General features: G+C 67.9%; 11 protein-coding genes and 3 rRNA genes. 12 read left to right on the forward strand and 2 right to left on the reverse strand.

Annotated elements, in window-relative coordinates; genetic code table 11:
* Positions 1 to 88 precede the first annotated feature (88 nt).
* The 9 genes from dapA to ACF9IK_RS24035 all read left to right on the forward strand — a co-directional run bounded on the left by dapA (position 89) and on the right by ACF9IK_RS24035 (position 13,284).
* Complete coding sequence (dapA, locus tag ACF9IK_RS23995) at positions 89 to 988, forward strand: 4-hydroxy-tetrahydrodipicolinate synthase (protein WP_395296169.1); 900 nt, start codon at positions 89 to 91, stop codon at positions 986 to 988.
* A gap of 170 nt (positions 989 to 1,158) precedes the next feature.
* Positions 1,159 to 2,844 (forward strand): ribonuclease J, encoded by a 1,686-nt coding sequence (locus tag ACF9IK_RS24000; protein ID WP_395296170.1) that lies wholly within the window; start codon positions 1,159 to 1,161, stop codon positions 2,842 to 2,844.
* 450 nt (positions 2,845 to 3,294) lie between these two features.
* Positions 3,295 to 4,811: ribosomal RNA gene (locus tag ACF9IK_RS24005) — 16S ribosomal RNA — on the forward strand.
* A 280-nt stretch (positions 4,812 to 5,091) separates the two neighbouring features.
* Positions 5,092 to 8,211 (forward strand): 23S ribosomal RNA (locus ACF9IK_RS24010).
* A 79-nt stretch (positions 8,212 to 8,290) separates the two neighbouring features.
* A 5S ribosomal RNA gene (gene rrf / locus ACF9IK_RS24015) occupies positions 8,291 to 8,407 on the forward strand.
* Together the 16S, 23S and 5S rRNA genes form the textbook arrangement of a ribosomal RNA operon.
* Positions 8,408 to 8,676: 269 nt before the next feature.
* Positions 8,677 to 11,313 (forward strand): ATP-binding protein, encoded by a 2,637-nt coding sequence (locus ACF9IK_RS24020; protein WP_395296171.1) that lies wholly within the window; start codon positions 8,677 to 8,679, stop codon positions 11,311 to 11,313.
* Between the two features lie 14 nt (positions 11,314 to 11,327).
* Positions 11,328 to 12,008 (forward strand): response regulator, encoded by a 681-nt coding sequence (locus ACF9IK_RS24025; RefSeq protein ID WP_395296172.1) that lies wholly within the window; start codon positions 11,328 to 11,330, stop codon positions 12,006 to 12,008.
* 107 nt (positions 12,009 to 12,115) lie between these two features.
* Positions 12,116 to 12,523, forward strand: coding sequence for an OB-fold nucleic acid binding domain-containing protein (locus ACF9IK_RS24030; RefSeq protein ID WP_395296173.1), 408 nt, complete (start codon positions 12,116 to 12,118; stop codon positions 12,521 to 12,523).
* A complete protein-coding gene (locus ACF9IK_RS24035; protein WP_395296174.1) occupies positions 12,520 to 13,284 on the forward strand; it encodes a DUF3159 domain-containing protein in 765 nt (254 codons plus the stop codon). Before ACF9IK_RS24030 ends, ACF9IK_RS24035 begins: the two co-directional genes overlap by 4 nt.
* Positions 13,285 to 13,406: 122 nt before the next feature.
* Here ACF9IK_RS24035 and ACF9IK_RS24040 read toward each other — a convergent pair whose 3' ends face one another.
* Both ACF9IK_RS24040 and ACF9IK_RS24045 read right to left on the reverse strand, forming a co-directional pair.
* A complete protein-coding gene (locus ACF9IK_RS24040) occupies positions 13,407 to 14,078 on the reverse strand; it encodes a potassium channel family protein (RefSeq protein WP_395296175.1) in 672 nt (223 codons plus the stop codon).
* Positions 14,078 to 14,746 (reverse strand): potassium channel family protein, encoded by a 669-nt coding sequence (locus tag ACF9IK_RS24045; protein WP_395296176.1) that lies wholly within the window; start codon positions 14,744 to 14,746, stop codon positions 14,078 to 14,080. Before ACF9IK_RS24045 ends, ACF9IK_RS24040 begins: the two co-directional genes overlap by 1 nt.
* A gap of 236 nt (positions 14,747 to 14,982) precedes the next feature.
* On the opposite strand from ACF9IK_RS24045, the gene ACF9IK_RS24050 reads away from it, so the two are divergent.
* The 3 genes from ACF9IK_RS24050 to rfbB all read left to right on the forward strand — a co-directional run bounded on the left by ACF9IK_RS24050 (position 14,983) and on the right by rfbB (position 19,921).
* The gene (locus ACF9IK_RS24050) at positions 14,983 to 17,046 is read left to right on the forward strand and encodes an APC family permease (RefSeq protein ID WP_395296177.1); all 2,064 of its coding nucleotides are present in this window, start codon (positions 14,983 to 14,985) and stop codon (positions 17,044 to 17,046) included.
* Positions 17,047 to 17,495: 449 nt separating this feature from the next.
* Positions 17,496 to 18,788: a class I SAM-dependent RNA methyltransferase gene (locus ACF9IK_RS24055; RefSeq protein ID WP_395298670.1), complete on the forward strand. Its 1,293-nt coding sequence runs from the start codon at positions 17,496 to 17,498 to the stop codon at positions 18,786 to 18,788.
* Between the two features lie 146 nt (positions 18,789 to 18,934).
* Positions 18,935 to 19,921 (forward strand): dTDP-glucose 4,6-dehydratase, encoded by a 987-nt coding sequence (gene rfbB, locus ACF9IK_RS24060; protein ID WP_395296178.1) that lies wholly within the window; start codon positions 18,935 to 18,937, stop codon positions 19,919 to 19,921.
* Positions 19,922 to 19,989 lie beyond the last annotated feature (68 nt).

Here is a 19,989-nt window from a genome sequence, read left to right on the forward strand (position 1 = left end):
CCACGTTTGCGCCGCCCGTGCGCCACACCTGTCCGAACCCTGGACCGGCCTGGGTACCGCCCCACCGCCTACGAGTAGCTTTGGACGCATGGCTCCGACCTCCACCCCCCAGACGCCCTTCGGCCGGGTCCTGACCGCGATGGTGACGCCGTTCACCGCTGACGGCGGGCTCGACCTCGACGGCGCCCAGCGCCTCGCCGCACACCTCGTCGACTCCGGCAACGACGGTCTCGTCGTCAACGGCACCACCGGCGAGTCCCCGACCACCAGCGACGCCGAGAAGGCCGACCTCGTCCGCGCCGTGGTGGAAGCGGTGGGGGACCGTGCCCACGTGGTGGCCGGCGTCGGCACCAACGACACGCACCACAGCGCCGAGCTGGCCCGCCAGGCCGAGGCCGCCGGAGCCCACGGCCTGCTCGTCGTCACTCCGTACTACAGCAAGCCCCCGCAGGAGGGCCTGTACCGGCACACCACGCACATCGCCGACGCCACCGGGCTGCCGGTCATGCTCTACGACATCCCCGGCCGCAGCGGCGTGGCACTGAGCCACGAGACGCTGGTCAGGCTCGGCGAGCACCCGCGGATCGTCGCCAACAAGGACGCCAAGGGCGACCTCGGCGCCGCCGCCTGGGCGATCGCCCGCTCCGACCTGGCCTGGTACTCCGGCGACGACATCCTCAACCTGCCGCTGCTGTCCGTCGGAGCCGTCGGTGTGGTCAGCGTGGTCGGGCACGTGGTGGCCGGCGAGCTGCGCACCATGATCGAGGCCTACCTGGCCGGCGATGTGTCCAAGGCCACGGCGATCCACCAGAGCCTGCTCCCGGTCTTCACCGGTATCTTCCGCACCCAGGGCGTGATCCTCACCAAGGCCGCGCTGGAGCTGCAGGGCCTGCCCGCCGGACCGCTGCGGCTTCCGCTGGTCGGTGCGACCGCCGAGGAGATCGTGCAATTGAAGAAGGATCTCGCCGCAGGCGGGGTAGACCTGTAGCAGACACAGACGTGCGCGCCCCGGCTCGCCGGACCTCCCGGAGGTCTGCCGCTGAACCGGACGAAGGCGCGAGAGCACCGACCCAGTAGGAAACCGACACTGAGTACGCACGCCATATGTCTCGCGGGGGAGGACCCCGGGCATATGGCGTGCGTCGTGAGGAGAGTCTTTTGAGCCACCCGCATCCCGAACTCGGCGCGCCTCCGGCCCTGAAGGAGGGCGCCCTCCGCATCACTCCGCTCGGCGGCCTCGGCGAGATCGGCCGCAACATGACGGTCTTCGAGTACGGGGACCGCATCCTCATCGTGGACTGCGGCGTCCTCTTCCCCGAGGACGAGCAGCCCGGCGTCGACCTGATCCTCCCGGACTTCACCTACATCCGGGACCGCCTCGACAAGGTCGACGGCATCGTCCTGACCCACGGCCACGAGGACCACATCGGCGCCGTCCCGTACCTGCTCCGGGAGAACCCGGACATCCCGCTGATCGGCTCGAAGCTCACCCTCGCCCTGATCGAGGCCAAGCTCGCCGAGCACCGCATCCGCCCCTACGTCCTGGAGGTCGCCGAGGGCGACCGCGAGCGGATCGGCCCCTTCGACTGCGAGTTCATCGCGGTCAACCACTCCATCCCGGACGCCCTGGCCGTGGCCGTGCGCACCCCCGCCGGCATGGTGGTCGCCACCGGCGACTTCAAGATGGACCAGCTGCCGCTCGACGGCCGCCTGACCGACCTCCCGACCTTCGCCAAGCTGGCCGAGGAGGGCATGGACCTGCTGCTGGTGGACTCCACCAACGCCGAGGTCCCCGGTTTCATCCCGCACGAGCGGGACATCTCCGCCGCACTGCGGAACGTCTTCGCCAACGCCGAACGGCGCATCATCGTCGCCTCCTTCGCCAGCCACGTGCACCGCATCCAGCAGGTGTTGGACGCCGCGCACGAGTACAAGCGCAAGGTCGCCTTCGTCGGCCGCTCGATGGTGCGCAACATGGGCATCGCCCGCGACCTCGGTTACCTGAAGGTGCCCGGCAACCTGATCGTCGACGTCAAGCAGCTGGACGACCTGCCGGACAAGGAGGTCGTGCTGATCTGCACCGGGTCGCAGGGCGAGCCGATGGCCGCGCTGTCCCGGATGGCCAACCGCGACCACCAGATCCGCATCGTCGAGGGCGACACCGTCGTCCTGGCCTCCTCCCTGATCCCCGGCAACGAGAACGCCGTCTACCGGGTGATCAACGGCCTGACCCGTTGGGGCGCCAAGGTCGTGCACAAGGGCAACGCCAAGGTGCACGTCTCCGGCCACGCCTCGGCCGGCGAGCTCCTGTACTTCTTCAACATCTGCAAGCCGCGCAACCTGATGCCGGTGCACGGCGAGTGGCGCCACCTGCGGGCCGCCGCCGACCTGGGCATCCTCACCGGCGTGCCGCGCAACCGCGTGGTCATCGCCGAGGACGGTGTCTGCGTCGACCTGGAGGGCGGCGTCGCCCGCATCGTCGGCAAGGTGCAGGCCGGCTACGTCTACGTCGACGGCTCCTCGGTCGGCGACATCACCGAGGCCTCGCTCAAGGACCGCAGGATCCTCGGGGAGGAGGGCTTCATCTCGGTCTTCGTGGCGGTCGACTCGACCAACGGCAAGATCGTGGGCGGCCCGACCATCCAGGCCCGCGGATCCGGCATCGACGACAACGCGTTCGTCCCGGTGGCGGCCAAGCTCCAGGAGGCGCTGGACCGCTCCGCGAGCGACGGTGTCCTGGAGATCCGCCAGGTGCAGCAGCTGGTCCGCCGCACCATCGGCAAGTGGGTGGCGGACAACTACCGCCGCCGCCCGATGATCGTGCCGGTCGTCGTCGAGGTGTGATTTGACGTGGGGCAACCCGGTGCGTAATGTTCTCCGGGTTGCCCCACGGGACGGCCCCTACGGAAGCCCTCGAATGGAATTTCGAGCGGTGAGCGGGAAAACGGCCCGAATAACTCTGATAGAGTTCGGGAGCGCCGAAAGGCCGAAGCAAATCAGGTGAGTGAAACTCCGGAAAACGGAGCGGAAATCGTCTGATAAGCTGGAAACACGAAAGAACGAAGCGCCCGGAGGGCCGGTGTGAGAGCCGCCTGAAGGAAGTGTCCGTTCCTTGAGAACTCAACAGCGTGCCAAAAGTCAACGCCAGATATGTTGACATCCCCGGCCTCGGATTATCCGGGGTTGGAGATTCCTTTTGAAATAACACTAGCGAGGACGCAGTGCGCGGGGCCGCCCTATTCCGGTGGTTGCCGTGCCGCTCAACGCGGGTGTGAACCGGATAACCGGTAATCATTCACGGAGAGTTTGATCCTGGCTCAGGACGAACGCTGGCGGCGTGCTTAACACATGCAAGTCGAACGGTGAAGCCCTTCGGGGTGGATCAGTGGCGAACGGGTGAGTAACACGTGGGCAATCTGCCCTGCACTCTGGGACAAGCCCTGGAAACGGGGTCTAATACCGGATATGACCTTCCTCCGCATGGGGGTTGGTGGAAAGCTCCGGCGGTGCAGGATGAGCCCGCGGCCTATCAGCTTGTTGGTGGGGTAATGGCCTACCAAGGCGACGACGGGTAGCCGGCCTGAGAGGGCGACCGGCCACACTGGGACTGAGACACGGCCCAGACTCCTACGGGAGGCAGCAGTGGGGAATATTGCACAATGGGCGAAAGCCTGATGCAGCGACGCCGCGTGAGGGATGACGGCCTTCGGGTTGTAAACCTCTTTCAGCAGGGAAGAAGCGCAAGTGACGGTACCTGCAGAAGAAGCACCGGCTAACTACGTGCCAGCAGCCGCGGTAATACGTAGGGTGCGAGCGTTGTCCGGAATTATTGGGCGTAAAGAGCTCGTAGGCGGCCTGTCGCGTCGGATGTGAAAGCCCGGGGCTTAACCCCGGGTCTGCATTCGATACGGGCAGGCTAGAGTGTGGTAGGGGAGATCGGAATTCCTGGTGTAGCGGTGAAATGCGCAGATATCAGGAGGAACACCGGTGGCGAAGGCGGATCTCTGGGCCATTACTGACGCTGAGGAGCGAAAGCGTGGGGAGCGAACAGGATTAGATACCCTGGTAGTCCACGCCGTAAACGTTGGGAACTAGGTGTTGGCGACATTCCACGTCGTCGGTGCCGCAGCTAACGCATTAAGTTCCCCGCCTGGGGAGTACGGCCGCAAGGCTAAAACTCAAAGGAATTGACGGGGGCCCGCACAAGCAGCGGAGCATGTGGCTTAATTCGACGCAACGCGAAGAACCTTACCAAGGCTTGACATATGCCGGAAACGTCTAGAGATAGGCGCCCCCTTGTGGTCGGTATACAGGTGGTGCATGGTTGTCGTCAGCTCGTGTCGTGAGATGTTGGGTTAAGTCCCGCAACGAGCGCAACCCTTGTTCTGTGTTGCCAGCGAGTAATGTCGGGGACTCACAGGAGACTGCCGGGGTCAACTCGGAGGAAGGTGGGGACGACGTCAAATCATCATGCCCCTTATGTCTTGGGCTGCACACGTGCTACAATGGTCGGTACAAAGGGCTGCGATGCCGCGAGGCGGAGCGAATCCCAAAAAGCCGGCCTCAGTTCGGATTGGGGTCTGCAACTCGACCCCATGAAGTTGGAGTTGCTAGTAATCGCAGATCAGCATGCTGCGGTGAATACGTTCCCGGGCCTTGTACACACCGCCCGTCACGTCACGAAAGTCGGTAACACCCGAAGCCGGTGGCCTAACCCGTAAGGGGAGGAGCCGTCGAAGGTGGGACCAGCGATTGGGACGAAGTCGTAACAAGGTAGCCGTACCGGAAGGTGCGGCTGGATCACCTCCTTTCTAAGGAGCACATAGCAGCTTCGGGCGAATGTCCCGGAGTGCTCGCTCATGGGTGGAACGTTGACTATTCGGCACAGTTCAGACGATGTCTCCTAGTACTGCTTCGGCGTGGAAGAGAGGTCATGGTGTGGGTGTGTCGGGCACGTTGTTGGGTCCTGAGGGAACGGCTGTATGGTCGTTGCTTCAGAGTTGCCGGTCTCACTGAAGAGGTGCCTTCGGGTTCTTGGAGGTGGGTGACTGGTCGTTGTTTGAGAACTGCACAGTGGACGCGAGCATCTGTGGCCAAGTTTTTAAGGGCGCACGGTGGATGCCTTGGCACCAGGAACCGATGAAGGACGTGGGAGGCCGCGATAGGCCCCGGGGAGCTGTCAACCGAGCTTTGATCCGGGGGTGTCCGAATGGGGAAACCCGGCAGTCGTCATGGGCTGTCACCCGCTGCTGAACACATAGGCAGTGTGGAGGGAACGCGGGGAAGTGAAACATCTCAGTACCCGCAGGAAGAGAAAACAACCGTGATTCCGGGAGTAGTGGCGAGCGAAACCGGATGAGGCTAAACCTAGGTGGTGTGAGACCCGGCAGGGGTTGCCGCTTGGGGGTTGTGGGAATGAGCTTCAGTCGTCTGCCGGCGGCTGGGCGAGTCAGAAACCGTATGGATAGTCGAAGGACATGCGAAAGGTCCGGCGTAGAGGGTAAGACCCCCGTAGGCGAAATCTGTACGGCTTGCTTGCTCATCTCCCAAGTAGCACGGGGCCCGAGAAATCCCGTGTGAATCTGGCGGGACCACCCGCTAAGCCTAAATATTCCCTGGTGACCGATAGCGGATAGTACCGTGAGGGAATGGTGAAAAGTACCGCGGGAGCGGAGTGAAATAGTACCTGAAACCGTGTGCCTACAAGCCGTGGGAGCGTCGTCAGTGGGCTTGCCTGCTGGCCGTGACTGCGTGCCTTTTGAAGAATGAGCCTGCGAGTTTGCGGTGTGTAGCGAGGTTAACCCGTGTGGGGTAGCCGTAGCGAAAGCGAGTCCGAATAGGGCGATTGAGTTGCATGCCCAAGACCCGAAGCGGAGTGATCTAGCCATGGGCAGGTTGAAGCGCGGGTAAGACCGTGTGGAGGACCGAACCCACCAGGGTTGAAAACCTGGGGGATGACCTGTGGTTAGGGGTGAAAGGCCAATCAAACTCCGTGATAGCTGGTTCTCCCCGAAATGCATTTAGGTGCAGCGTCACGTGTTTCTTGCCGGAGGTAGAGCACTGGATAGGCGATGGGCCTCACCGGGTTACTGACCTTAGCCAAACTCCGAATGCCGGTAAGTGAGAGCGTGGCAGTGAGACTGTGGGGGATAAGCTCCATGGTCGAGAGGGAAACAGCCCAGAACACCGACTAAGGTCCCTAAGCGTGTGCTAAGTGGGAAAGGATGTGGAGTCGCAGAGACAACCAGGAGGTTGGCTTAGAAGCAGCCACCCTTGAAAGAGTGCGTAATAGCTCACTGGTCAAGTGATTCCGCGCCGACAATGTAGCGGGGCTCAAGCACACCACCGAAGTCGTGTCATTCACATAATAGGCCCAACGGCTGTGTGGATGGGTAGGGGAGCGTCGTGTGCCGGGTGAAGCGGCCGAGGAATCGAGTCGTGGACGGTATACGAGTGAGAATGCAGGCATGAGTAGCGATACAAGAGTGGGAAACTCTTGCGCCGATTGACCAAGGGTTCCTGGGTCAAGCTGATCTGCCCAGGGTAAGTCGGGACCTAAGGCGAGGCCGACAGGCGTAGTCGATGGACAACGGGTTGATATTCCCGTACCCGCTTTGAAGCGCCAACGCTGAACCAGGTGATGCTAAAGCCGTGAAGCCGGCCCGGAGTCTTCGGATGATGGGACGTGGTGGAGCCGCTGAACCAAGCCTGTAGTAGGTGAGCGATGGGGTGACGCAGGAAGGTAGTCCAGCCCGGGCGGTGGTTGTCCCGGGGTAAGGGTGTAGGGCGTTGTGTAGGCAAATCCGCACAACATGTAGCCTGAGACCTGATGCCGAGCCGATTGTGGTGAAGTGGATGATCCTATGCTGTCGAGAAAAGCCTCTAGCGAGTTTCATGGCGGCCCGTACCCCAAACCGACTCAGGTGGTCAGGTAGAGAATACCGAGGCGTTCGGGTGAACTATGGTTAAGGAACTCGGCAAAATGCCCCCGTAACTTCGGGAGAAGGGGGGCCATTCCTGGTGATGACACGTGCTGTCTGAGCTGGGGGTGGCCGCAGAGACCAGCGAGAAGCGACTGTTTACTAAAAACACAGGTCCGTGCGAAGCCGTAAGGCGATGTATACGGACTGACGCCTGCCCGGTGCTGGAACGTTAAGGGGACCGGTTAGCTAGAGTTCGCTCTGGCGAAGCTGAGAACTTAAGCGCCAGTAAACGGCGGTGGTAACTATAACCATCCTAAGGTAGCGAAATTCCTTGTCGGGTAAGTTCCGACCTGCACGAATGGCGTAACGACTTCTCGACTGTCTCAACCATAGGCCCGGTGAAATTGCATTACGAGTAAAGATGCTCGTTTCGCGCAGCAGGACGGAAAGACCCCGGGACCTTTACTATAGCTTGATATTGGTGTTCGGTTCGGCTTGTGTAGGATAGGTGGGAGACTTTGAAGCGGCAACGCCAGTTGTTGTGGAGTCGTCGTTGAAATACCACTCTGGTCGTGCTGGATGTCTAACCTGGGTCCGTGATCCGGATCAGGGACAGTGTCTGGTGGGTAGTTTAACTGGGGCGGTTGCCTCCTAAAGGGTAACGGAGGCGCCCAAAGGTTCCCTCAGCCTGGTTGGCAATCAGGTGTTGAGTGTAAGTGCACAAGGGAGCTTGACTGTGAGACTGACGGGTCGAGCAGGTACGAAAGTAGGGACTAGTGATCCGGCGGTGGCTTGTGGAAGCGCCGTCGCTCAACGGATAAAAGGTACCCCGGGGATAACAGGCTGATCTTCCCCAAGAGTCCATATCGACGGGATGGTTTGGCACCTCGATGTCGGCTCGTCGCATCCTGGGGCTGGAGTAGGTCCCAAGGGTTGGGCTGTTCGCCCATTAAAGCGGTACGCGAGCTGGGTTTAGAACGTCGTGAGACAGTTCGGTCCCTATCCGCTGTGCGCGTAGGAGTGTTGAGAAGGGCTGTCCCTAGTACGAGAGGACCGGGACGGACGAACCTCTGGTGTGCCAGTTGTTCTGCCAAGGGCATGGCTGGTTGGCTACGTTCGGGAGGGATAACCGCTGAAAGCATCTAAGCGGGAAGCCTGCTTCGAGATGAGCACTCCCACCTCCTTGAGAGGGTAAGGCTCCCAGTAGACGACTGGGTTGATAGGCCGGATATGGAAGCCCTGTGAGGGGTGGAGTTGACCGGTACTAATAGGCCGAGGGCTTGTCCTCAGTTGCTCGCGTCCACTGTGTTGTTCTGAAACAACGACCCCCGCCATCGATGGGTGGGCGGTAGATAGTTTCATAGTGTTTCGGTGGTCATAGCGTGAGGGAAACGCCCGGTTACATTCCGAACCCGGAAGCTAAGCCTCACAGCGCCGATGGTACTGCAGGGGGGACCCTGTGGGAGAGTAGGACGCCGCCGAACAATTCTTCTGAAGAACCCCCGGTCCGGGAACGGATCGGGGGTTCTTCGCATTTCCGGGGCAAATACCCGGCACCATCCCGACGGCCTGCCGCCGGGCGACCGCTGCCCCGGTGGCCCCGACAGGGCCCCTCCGCCGTCAATATGGTGCTAAAACTGCCTGATCAGCGCCCGGATCGCTGGAGAATCACCCGCTACGCCGTAGTCTCCAAGGTGAGGGGAACGGGTGTCCGGGGTGGTACCCCGGACGGGTCCGATCAAGAATGGTGCTCATGGGACGCGGCAGGCTGCGGATCTACCTCGGGGCGGCTCCCGGTGTCGGCAAGACGTACGCCATGCTGGCCGAGGCCCACCGGCGGCTGCAACGAGGCACGGACGTCGTGGTGGCGTTCGTGGAGGATCACGGGCGTCGGCACACCGGCGAGCTGGTGGCGGGCCTGGAGGTCGTGCCGCGCCGCGAGCTGGCGTACCGGGGCGCCGTGTTCACCGAGATGGATCCGGACGCCGTGCTGGCCCGCCGGCCACAGGTGGCGCTGGTGGACGAGCTCGCCCACACCAATGTGCCCGGCTGCCGCAACGCCAAGCGCTGGCAGGACGTCGAGGAACTGCTGGCGGCCGGGATCGACGTCATCTCGACCGTGAACATCCAGCACCTGGAGTCGCTCGGTGACGTGGTCGAGGGCATCACCGGTGTTCGGCAACGGGAGACGGTGCCGGACGAGGTGGTCCGCCGGGCCGACCAGATCGAGCTGGTCGACATGTCCCCGCAGGCGCTGCGGCGGCGGCTGGCGCACGGAAACGTGTACGCACCGGAGAAGATCGACGCCGCCCTCGCCAACTACTTCCGCCCGGGCAACCTCACCGCGCTGCGCGAGCTGGCGCTGCTCTGGACGGCCGACCGGGTCGACGAGTACCTGCAGAAGTACCGGGCCGAGCAGGGCATCAAGGGTACCTGGCAGGCCCGGGAGCGGATCGTGGTCGGCCTGACCGGCGGGCCCGAGGGCGCGACCCTGATCCGGAGGGCGGCCCGGATCGCGGCCCGTGGCTCCGGCGGCGAGCTGCTGGCCGTCCACATCTCCCGCGCGGACGGCCTGGCCGGCTCCGGCTCGGGCTCGTCCCGGGCTCTGATCGAGCAGCGCGCCCTGGTCGAGAACCTGGGCGGCAGCTTCCACGCCGTCCTCGGCGACGAACCCGCTGCCGGGCTCCTGGAATTCGCCCGGGGCGTCAACGCCACCCAGATCGTGCTCGGGACCAGCCGCCGGCCGGCCTGGCAGTACGTCTACGGTCCGGGCGTGGGCACCACGGTGACCCGTGACTCCGGTGACATCGACGTCCACATCGTCAACCACGAGCAGGCGGCCAAGGGCCTGGGCCGGCTGCCGATCCGCCGGGTGACCGATCTCGGCCGGACGCGGACGGTGGCCGGCTGGGCGATCGGCCTCGCCGGGCCGCCGCTGCTGGCACTGCTGCTCACCCACATCGACGGCCTGGGACTGACCACCGACATGCTGCTGTTCCTGTCGCTGACGGTCTGTGCGGCGCTGGTCGGAGGGCTCTTCCCGGCGATCGCCTCCGCGCTGGTCGGCTCCTCGGCGCTGAACTACTACTTCGCACCGCCGATCCACACCTTCACCATCGACGAGCCGCAGAACATCATGGCGGTGGCGATATTCACCGCCGTCGGCATCGCGGTCGCCTCGGTGGTGGACCTGGCGGCCCGGCGCACCCACCAGGCGGCCCGAAGCCAGACCGAGGCGCAGACGCTCGGCGCGCTGGCCGGCACCGTGCTGCGCGGCGCGCAGAGCGGGGACGGGGTGCTGACCGCCCTGCTGGAGCAGGTCCTGGAGACCTTTCAACAGGACTCCGCGGCACTGCTGGAGCGGCCGGACCCGTTGGGCCCGTGGCAGCAGGTGGCTGCGGCCGGCCCGCACCCGCCGGCGCGGCCCGAGGCCGCCGACGTGGACGTGCCGGTCGGGGACTCCCTCGCCCTGGCTCTGCGGGGGCGGGTGCTGCCGGCCGAGGACCGCCGCCTGTTGGGTGCCTTCGCCAGCCAGGCGGCCGTTCTGCTGGAGCACCGCCGCCTGGCCGAGGAGGCCGCCGCGGCCCGGCGTGCGGCTGAGGGCAACCGGATCCGCACCGCGCTGCTGGCCGCCGTCTCGCACGATCTGCGAACGCCGCTGGCCGGCATCAAGGCCTCGGTCAGCTCGCTGCGCTCGGACGACGTCGAGTGGGACGAGGCCGACGAGGCCGAGCTGCTGGCCGGGATCGAGGCCGGCGCCGACCGGCTGGACCATCTGATCAACAACCTGCTGGACATGAGCCGCCTGCAGACCGGCACGGTCACCCCGCTGATCCAGGAGACCGACCTGGACGAGGTGGTGCCGCCGGCCCTCGGCGGAGTCCCGCCGGAGGCCGTCCGAACCGACGTCCCGGAGGCGCTGCCGATGGTCCGGGTCGATGCCGGGCTGTTGGAACGCTCGCTGGCCAACCTCGTCGAGAACGCCGTCAAGTACAGCCCGCCCGGGGTGAAGGTGCTGGTCAAGGCCGATGCGCTGGTGCCGGCGGACGGCCCCGCCCGGGTCGAGCTGCGGATCGTCGACCGGGGCCCGGGCGTGCCGGAGGAGGCCAAGGAGCGGATCTTCGCGCCGTTCCAGCGCCACGGGGACGCGCCGCGGGGCGCCGGGGTGGGGCTGGGCCTCGCCGTGGCACGCGGCTTCGTCGAGGCGATGAACGGCACGGTCGGCGCCGAGGACACCCCGGGCGGCGGCCTCACCATGGTCGTCACCCTGCCGGCCGTCGACCGCCCGCACGGGCGGGATGCCCCCGCCGCGCCGGGCCCACCCGCCGGGCGGGCCGAGCCGGCCGGGCGGCCGCTCGCCGCACGACCACCGATCTTCCGACAGCTGTGAAAGGCGGATCCCGCATGACCCGGGTCCTCGTCGTGGACGACGAACCGCAGATCGTCCGCGCGCTGGTGATCAACCTCAAGGCCCGCAAGTACGAGGTGGACGCGGCCCACGACGGTGCCGGCGCACTGGAGCTGGCCGCCGCCCGTCACCCGGACGTGGTCGTCCTCGACCTCGGCCTGCCCGACATGGACGGCGTCGAGGTGATCAAGGGGCTGCGCGGCTGGACCAGGGTCCCGATCATCGTGCTCTCCGCCCGGCACGCCTCCGACGAGAAGGTGGAGGCGCTCGACGCGGGCGCCGACGACTACGTGACCAAGCCGTTCGGCATGGACGAACTGCTCGCCCGGATGCGCGCGGCCGTGCGTCGCGCCGAGCCGGTCGCCGGGGAGGACGACTCGCTGGTCGTCACCGACAGCTTCACCGTCGACCTCGCGGCGAAGAAGGTCAACCGGGACGGCACCGACATCCGCCTCACCCCGACCGAGTGGCACCTGCTGGAGGTGCTGGTCCGCAACGCCGGCCGGCTGGTCAGCCAGACCCAGCTGCTCCAGGAGGTCTGGGGCCCCGCGTACCGCACCGAGACCAACTACCTCCGGGTCTACCTGGCCCAACTGCGCCGCAAGCTGGAGCGCGACCCCTCGCACCCGCGACACTTCATCACCGAGCCGGGCATGGGCTACCGCTTCGAGAGCTGAGCGGGACGCCCGGGCGGGCACCCGTCCGCCGCTCGTCCGGCCCCGTTCGGCCGCCGTCCGACCTCGCGACCTGCCGTCGGGAGCCCCGAAACCGGTACCCTTCCCGCATGAGTGGTGACAACAGCAGCGGCCAGCCGCAGGGGCGGTTCCGCCGCCTGCTCAGTCGGCTGACCTCCTCCGTGGAAGAGCTGGAGGCGGAGGAACTGCGCCAGGAGAGCGCGGCGGAGAGGGGCTGCACCCCGATCGCCAGCTGCGGGGACCGGGAACTGGTCACCGTCGCCGGCACCCTGCGCACCGTGACCCTCCGACCGCGGGCCGGGGTGCCCGCGCTGGAGGCGGAACTCTTCGACGGCACCGAGGCGCTGGACGTGGTCTGGCTCGGCCGTCGCTCCATCGCGGGTATAGAGCCTGGTCGCCGGCTGCTCGCCAGCGGCCGGATCAGCCATGCACGCGGGCGCCGCGTGCTGTTCAACCCCCGCTACGAGCTGCGTCCGGTCGGACACGGGAGCGAATGAGCGTGAGCAACCAGCCCGGCGGCGAGCCCGCCACCCAGCTCGGCACGGTCCGGGTCGGCCCGGAGGAGGACGCCGCCGCCGAGGCGGCGCGGCAGGCGGCTGCCTCCAAGGAGGCGGCCGACACCGTGATGCAGGCCTTCGGCGGCGTCCGCGGCATGGTCGACATGACCCTGCCCGGCCTGGTCTTCATCGTGACGTACAACATCACCCACCAGGTGTCCGCGGCGGCCTGGGCGGCGCTCGGGCTGAGCGGCCTGTTCGTGGTGGCGCGCCTGGCCAAGCGGGAGACCGTCCAGCACGCCTTCAGCGGCGTCTTCGGGGTGGCCATCGGCGCCTGGATCGCGATGAAGACGGGCAAGGCGGAGGACTTCTACCTGCCCGGCCTGCTCTGGAACGTCGGCTACTGCATCGTCTTCGCCGTATCGGCGCTGGTCCGCTGGCCGCTGATCGGTGTGATGCTCGGCGCGGTCACCGGGGAGATGTTCACCTGGCGCCGGCAGAACCCGGGCCGCCTCGCCGCCTACGTCAAGGCCACCTGGGCCTGGGTGGTGATCATGGGCATCAAGCCGGTGATCCTCTTCCCGCTGTACTTCACCCACAACGTCAACCTGCTCGGCTGGCTCAAGGTCGCGCTCGGCATCCCGCCGATGCTGCTGGCGATGTACGTCACCTGGCAGATCCTGCTGAAGGCCCCGCCGCCGATCAAGGCGCAGCTGGACGAGGAGCCCGAGGAGCAGCCCGCCGGCGCCGACCGGTCCTGAGCCGCGGCGGCGCTCGCGTGCCGGGAAGGCCCGGCGGGGAGCCCGGGGGAGCGACGGGGGTGAGGGCCCGCACTCATCGAGTGCGGGCCCTCACCCGTGGGTCCGCCCGGACGGTGCGCCGGCTACTGGGCGCCCCCGGAGGCGGAGAGCAGGCTCTCCAGCTCCTCCTCGCGCTCCTGCGCGGCCACGAAGAGCAGCTCGTCGCCACCCTCCAGGGTGTCGTCCTTGCCCGGGGTGAGCACCCGGCCCTCGCGGATGATGGTCACCAGCGCGGTGTCCACCGGCCACGGCACGTCGCCGACCCGGGTGCCGACCAGCTCGGTGTCGGCGGCCAGGGTGAGCTCGACCAGGTTGGCGTTGCCCTGGCTGAAGCGCATCAGCCGGACCAGGTCGCCGACGCTGACCGCCTCCTCGACCAGGGCGGACATCAGGCGCGGGGTGGACACGGCGACGTCGACGCCCCAGGACTCGTTGAAGAGCCACTCGTTCTTCGGGTTGTTGACCCGGGCGACCACCCGCGGCACGCCGTACTCGGTCTTGGCGAGCAGCGAGACGACCAGGTTGACCTTGTCGTCGCCGGTGGCGGCGATCACCACGTGGCAGCGCTGCAGGGCGGCCTCGTCCAGTGAGGTGATCTCGCAGGCGTCCGCCAGCAGCCACTCCGCCATGGGCACCCGCTCCACCGAGATGGAGTTCGGGTTCTTGTCGATCAGCAGGACCTCGTGGTCGTTCTCCAGCAGCTCGCCCGCGATCGAGCGGCCGACGGCACCGGCCCCGGCAATGGCGACGCGCATCAGTGGCCCTCCCTCTCCGGCGCCTGGGCGAACGCGGCCTCGACGGCCGCCAGGTCGGCGCGGCGCAGCATCACGTGGATGAGGTCGCCCTCCTGGACCACCATGGTCGGGCTGGGCAGCACGCCCTCGCCGAGCCGGGTGACGAACGACACTCGGGCGCCGGAGGCCTCCTCCAGCTCGCTCAGCCGGCGGCCGACCCAGAGCGGGTCGTAGGCGACCTCGGCGAGCTGGACGGCGCCGCTCGGGTCCTGCCAGAGCGGCTCGGCGCCGCTCGGCAGCAGCCGGCGCAGCATCTGGTCGGCCGTCCAGCGGACGGTGGCGACCGTCGGGATGCCCAGACGCTGGTAGACCTCGGCGCGCCGCGGGTCGTAGATGCGGGCCGCGACGTTCTCCACGCCGAAGTTCTCCCGGGCGACCCGGGCCGCGATGATGTTGGAGTTGTCACCGCTGGAGACGGCCGCGAACGCGCCGGCCTCCTCGATGCCCGCCTCCTTCAGGGTGTCCTGGTCGAAGCCGACACCGGTCACCCGGCGGCCGTTGAATCCGGCACCCAGTCGACGGAACGACGTCGGGTCCTGGTCGACCACCGCGACCGAGTGGCCCTGTTTCTCCAGCGCTCTCGCGAGGGCGGAGCCCACGCGCCCGCAGCCCATGATGACGATGTGCACCGGCGCTACCTCACCCGTCCCGTTGGGTTCTTGACCTGCGCAAACACCGTTCATCATCCTTTCCCGCCCGGCTGTCCGGGGCGAGCGTTCTGGTGGGGGCCCGACGCGACAACTGGAGTGTTGCCCGCCTGCTCGTATCCGACACGCTAGCCGGTCCACCGAACACAGTCGCGACGAAGGGGGGGATGTAAGTCGGACCCTGGGGCGAACAGCCCCTACGATTCCTTACCGTGCCTATGCCGACTGACCTTCCGAAACGCATCCTGATCGGGCGCGCGCTGCGCAGCGACAAACTCGGGGAGACCCTGCTCCCCAAGCGCATCGCGCTGCCCGTCTTCGCCTCGGACGCACTCTCCTCGGTCGCGTACGCGCCCGAGGAGATCCTGCTGACCCTCTCCGTGGCGGGTGCCTCGGCGATCCACTTCTCCTGGCAGATCGGCGTCGTCGTCGCCATCGTGATGCTCGCGGTCGTGGCCTCGTACCGGCAGAACGTTCACGCGTACCCGAGCGGCGGCGGCGACTACGAGGTCGCCACCGTGAACCACGGCCCCAACTCCGGGTTGGTGGTCGCGAGCGCGCTGATGGTGGACTACATCCTCACCGTGGCGGTCTCCACCACCTCCGGCGTCGCCAACGTGGTCTCCGCGGTGCCCTCGCTGCGCGGCCACGAGCTGACCCTCTCGGTGCTCGTGGTCATCCTGCTGATGGGCATGAACCTGCGCGGCGTCCGCGAGTCGGGCAGTGCGTTCGCCGTCCCGACGTACGCCTTCATGGTCGGCGTGATCGGCATGGTCGTGTACGGCTTCGTCCGCCACTTCGCCCTCGGGCAGGACATGCCCGCCGAGAGCGCCGGTTTCCACCTGGAGGCCACCTCCGGGAACGACTCGCTGGCCGGCTTCGCGATGGTGTTCCTGCTGCTCAAGGCGTTCTCCTCGGGCTGTGCCGCACTGACCGGCGTCGAGGCGATCTCCAACGGCGTGCCCGCCTTCCGCAAGCCGAAGAGCAAGAACGCCGCCACCACGCTGCTGATGATGGCGTCGATCGCCGTGGCGATGTTCATGGGCATCATCTGGCTGGCCCGCCTCACCGGCGTGCAGATGGCCGAGGAGCCCGCCGAGCAGCTGATCGGCGCGGGCGGCGACTACCACCAGAAGACCGCGCTCGCCCAGATCAGCGAGGCCGTCTTCTCGAACTTCACGCCCGGTTTCTACTTCGTCGCCGCCGTGACCGGCCTGATCCTGGTACTGGCCGCCAACACCGCCTTCAACGGCTTCCCGGTGCTCGGCTCGATCCTCGCGCAGGACCGCTACCTGCCGCGCCAGCTGCACACCCGCGGTGACCGGCTGGCCTTCTCCAACGGCATCATCCTGCTGGCGCTGGCCGCGATCCTGTTCATCATCGCCTTCGACGCCGATCCGACCCGGCTGATCCAGCTCTACATCGTCGGTGTGTTCGTGGCGTTCAACATGAGCCAGTCCGGCATGATCCGGCACTGGACCAGGGAGCTGCGCACCGAGACCGACCCGGCCAGGCGCCGCCACATGCAGCGCAGCCGGGCGATCAACACCTTCGGCCTGGTGATGACCATGGCCGTGCTGATCGTCGTCCTCGCCACCAAGATCAGCCACGCCTGGATCGCGATCGCCGCGATGGTCGTGCTGTTCGTGATGATGAAGGCGATCCGCCGGCACTACGACCGGGTCTCCCACGAGCTGGCCGCCGCCGAGGCGCCGGACGACGTGGTGCTGCCCACCCGGGTGCACGCCATCGTGCTGGTCTCCAAGCTGCACAAGCCGGCCCTGCGGGCCCTGGCGTACGCCAGGCTGGCCCGCGCCCACACCCTGGAGGCGGTCACCGTCAACGTGGACCCGGCGGACACCGCGGCGCTGCGCCGGGAGTGGGACGAGCGGGGCATCGAGGTGCCGCTGAAGGTCCTGGACTCGCCGTTCCGCGAGATCACCGGGCCGGTCCTGGACTACGTGAAGAACCTGCGCCGCAGCAGCCCGCGCGACGTCGTCTCGGTGTACATCCCCGAGTACGTGGTCGGTCACTGGTACGAGCACCTGCTGCACAACCAGAGCGCGCTGCGGCTCAAGGGGCGCCTGCTCTTCAAGCCCGGTGTGATGGTCACGTCGGTGCCGTGGCAGCTGGAGTCCTCGGAACGGCGGAAGCCGCAGAAGGCGTGGTCGGCGCCGGGCGCCGTCCGTCGGGGTGAGCCCGCGGCCCCGAAGGCCGTAAAGTCGAATGTCTCGACCACGCCCGGCGACACCGCCGGCAGCAGCAAGGACTCCGCCAAGTGACCCGCAACACCCCGCCCCGCTCCCACGGCTCGTCCGGCTCGTCCGGCAAGGGTGCCCGCAAGGGCGCCGGGAAGGGCGGCGCCGCCAAGCCGGGCCAGGTCGCCCGGCCGCGCTGGGGCAAGCCGGTGCGCCCGGCCGCGACCGACCGTGAGGGCCTGACCGCGCAGACCGCGCCGCTGGCGCCGGGGGAGCGCACCCCGGAGCAGCCGGCCGGTGACCGCGGCAGCCGTGACGAGCGCGGCGAGCGATTCGAGCAGGGCGGTGCGAAGGGCGGCGCCGGGAAGGCCGGCGCAGGCAAGGGCGGCGCCGCGAAGACCGGTGGTGCGAAGGGCGGTGGTGCGAAGGGCGGTGACCGTCCGCGCAAGCAGACCGTCCGCCCGCCGAAGCTGCTCCGTACCGCCCGCGCGCCGCGTACCGAGGCCGTTCCCAAGGGGCCCGGCGGCGATCCGCTGGTCGGCGAGCGCTACGAGGTCGAGGTCGGCCCGGTCGCGCACGGCGGCGGGCACTGCGTGGCCCGGCACGAGGGCCGGGTGCTGTTCGTCCGGCACGCGCTGCCCGGCGAGCGCGTCGTCGCCCTGGTCACCGAGGGCACCACCAGGTCGCGCTTCCTGCGTGCCGACGCGGTGGAGATCCTGGAGCCGGCCAAGGACCGCATCACCCCGCCCTGCCCGTTCTCCGGGCCGGGCAAGTGCGGCGGGTGCGACTGGCAGCACGTCTCCCCGGGCGGGCAGCGCAAGCTCAAGGTGCAGGTGCTCACCGAGCAGCTGGCCAAGCTGGCCGGCCTCACCCCGGCCGAGGCCGGCTGGGACGGCAGCATCGAGCCGGTCGGCGGCAAGCTCCCGGCCGGGCAGGTGCCGGCCTGGCGCACCCGGGTCCAGTACGCGGTCGAGCCGGAGACCGGCAAGGTCGGCCTGCGCAAGCACCGTTCGCACGAGATCCAGCCGATCGACCGCTGCCTGATCGCCGCCGAGGGCGTCACCGAGCTGGGCATCGAGGCGCGCGACTGGCCGGGCGTCGTCTCGGTCGAGGTGATCGCCGCCTCCGGCTCCTCGGACCGCCAGGTGGTGCTCACGCCGGCGCCCGGTGCCCAGCTGCCGCTGGTCGAGCTGGACAAGCCGGTCTCCATCACCCGGGTCGACGACCAGGGCAACACCCACCGGGTGCACGGCCGCTCCTTCGTGCGCGAGCGTGCCGCCGGCCGTACCTGGCGGATCAGCAACGGCGGCTTCTGGCAGATCCACCCCGAGGCCCCGGACACCCTGGTCGACGCCGTCCTGGACGGCCTGGACCCGCAGTGGGGCGAGAACGCGCTCGACCTGTACTGCGGCGTCGGCCTGTTCGCCGGCGCCCTGGCCGACCGGGTGGGCGACGACGGCGCGGTGCTCGGCATCGAGTCCGCCAAGCAGGCCGTGATCGACGCCAGGCACAACCTGGCCGCGCTGGACAACGTCCGGATCGAGTGCGACCGGGTGGAGACGGTGCTGCCGCGTACCGGCATCACCGCCACCGACCTGATCGTCCTGGACCCGCCGCGCGCGGGCGCCGGGCGGGAGACCGTGGAGCACCTGGTCGGCCTCTCGGCCCGCCGGATCGCCTACGTCGCCTGCGACCCGGCCGCGCTCGCCCGGGACCTCGCGTTCTTCCGCGAGGGCGGCTACCGGCCGGTCTCGCTGCGCGCGTTCGACCTGTTCCCGATGACCCACCACTTCGAGTGCGTGGCGATCCTGGAGCCGGTGGAGTAGTCCGGGCACCGCGTTCCGCGCGAGCGCGCCGGGTGCGTGCGTCCGAGGCCCCTTCCGGGGCGGGGAGACCCGGTCCGGAAGGGGCCTCGTTCGGCTCGGTGACCGGGGACGGCCGAGGGGGAGAGACGGCAGGAGGAGAGACAGGCGTGAACATCCTGGTGACCGGTGCGGCCGGATTCATCGGCTCGCACTTCGTGCGGACGCTGCTCGGCGGCGGATACCCCGGTCACGAGGACGACCGCGTGACCGTGCTGGACCGGCTGACCTATGCCGGAACGCTCAGCAACCTGCCCCGGCACCACCCCCGGCTGCACTTCGTGCACGGCGACATCTGCGACACGGCTCTGCTGGAGGAGGTCTTCCCCGGCCACGACGCCGTGGTGCACTTCGCCGCCGAGTCGCACGTCGACCGCTCGGTCGCGGGCGCCGAGGCCTTCGTCCGAACCAATGTGCTCGGCACCCAGGCACTGCTGGAGGCCGCCCTGCGGCACGGCGTGGGCGTCTTCGTCCTGGTCTCCACGGACGAGGTCTACGGCTCGATCGAGCAGGGGAGCTGGACGGAGGAGGAGCCGCTGCTGCCGAACTCCCCGTACGCGGCCTCCAAGGCGTCGGCCGACCTGATCGCCCGCGCGTACGCGCGAACCCACGGGCTGGACGTGCGGATCACTCGCTGCGCCAACAACTACGGCCCCGGCCAGCACCCCGAGAAGCTGATACCGCTCTTCACGACCCGCCTGCTCGACGGGTTGCCGGTGCCGCTGTACGGGGACGGGGCCAACGTCCGCGAGTGGCTGCACGTGGACGACCACTGCCGGGCCGTCCGGCTGGTGCTCGACCGCGGCCGGCCCGGCGGGATCTACAACGTCGGCGGCGGAACCCACCTGACCAACCGGGAGATGACCGGCCGCCTGCTGGAACTGTGCGGGCGCGACTGGGACCTGGTGGAGCCGGTGGCGGACCGCAAGGGCCACGACCTGCGGTACGCAGTGGACGACTCGAAGATCCGTCGCGAACTGGGCTGGGCGCCGCGCCGGTCGCTGGAGGAGGGCCTGCGCGAGACGGTGGCGTGGTACGCGGCCCACCGCGACCACTGGGCCGTGGTTCGGGAGGAGCCCGCGGCGCTGCTCCGCTGAGGCTCCGGGCGGCTCGGTCGAGGCTCTGCGGGCTGCGGCCTGATCGCTCTGGGCTCCGGGTTCCGCGG

The organism is Kitasatospora hibisci (assembly GCF_043950205.1).
GTDB classification, from domain to species: domain Bacteria; phylum Actinomycetota; class Actinomycetes; order Streptomycetales; family Streptomycetaceae; genus Kitasatospora; species Kitasatospora hibisci.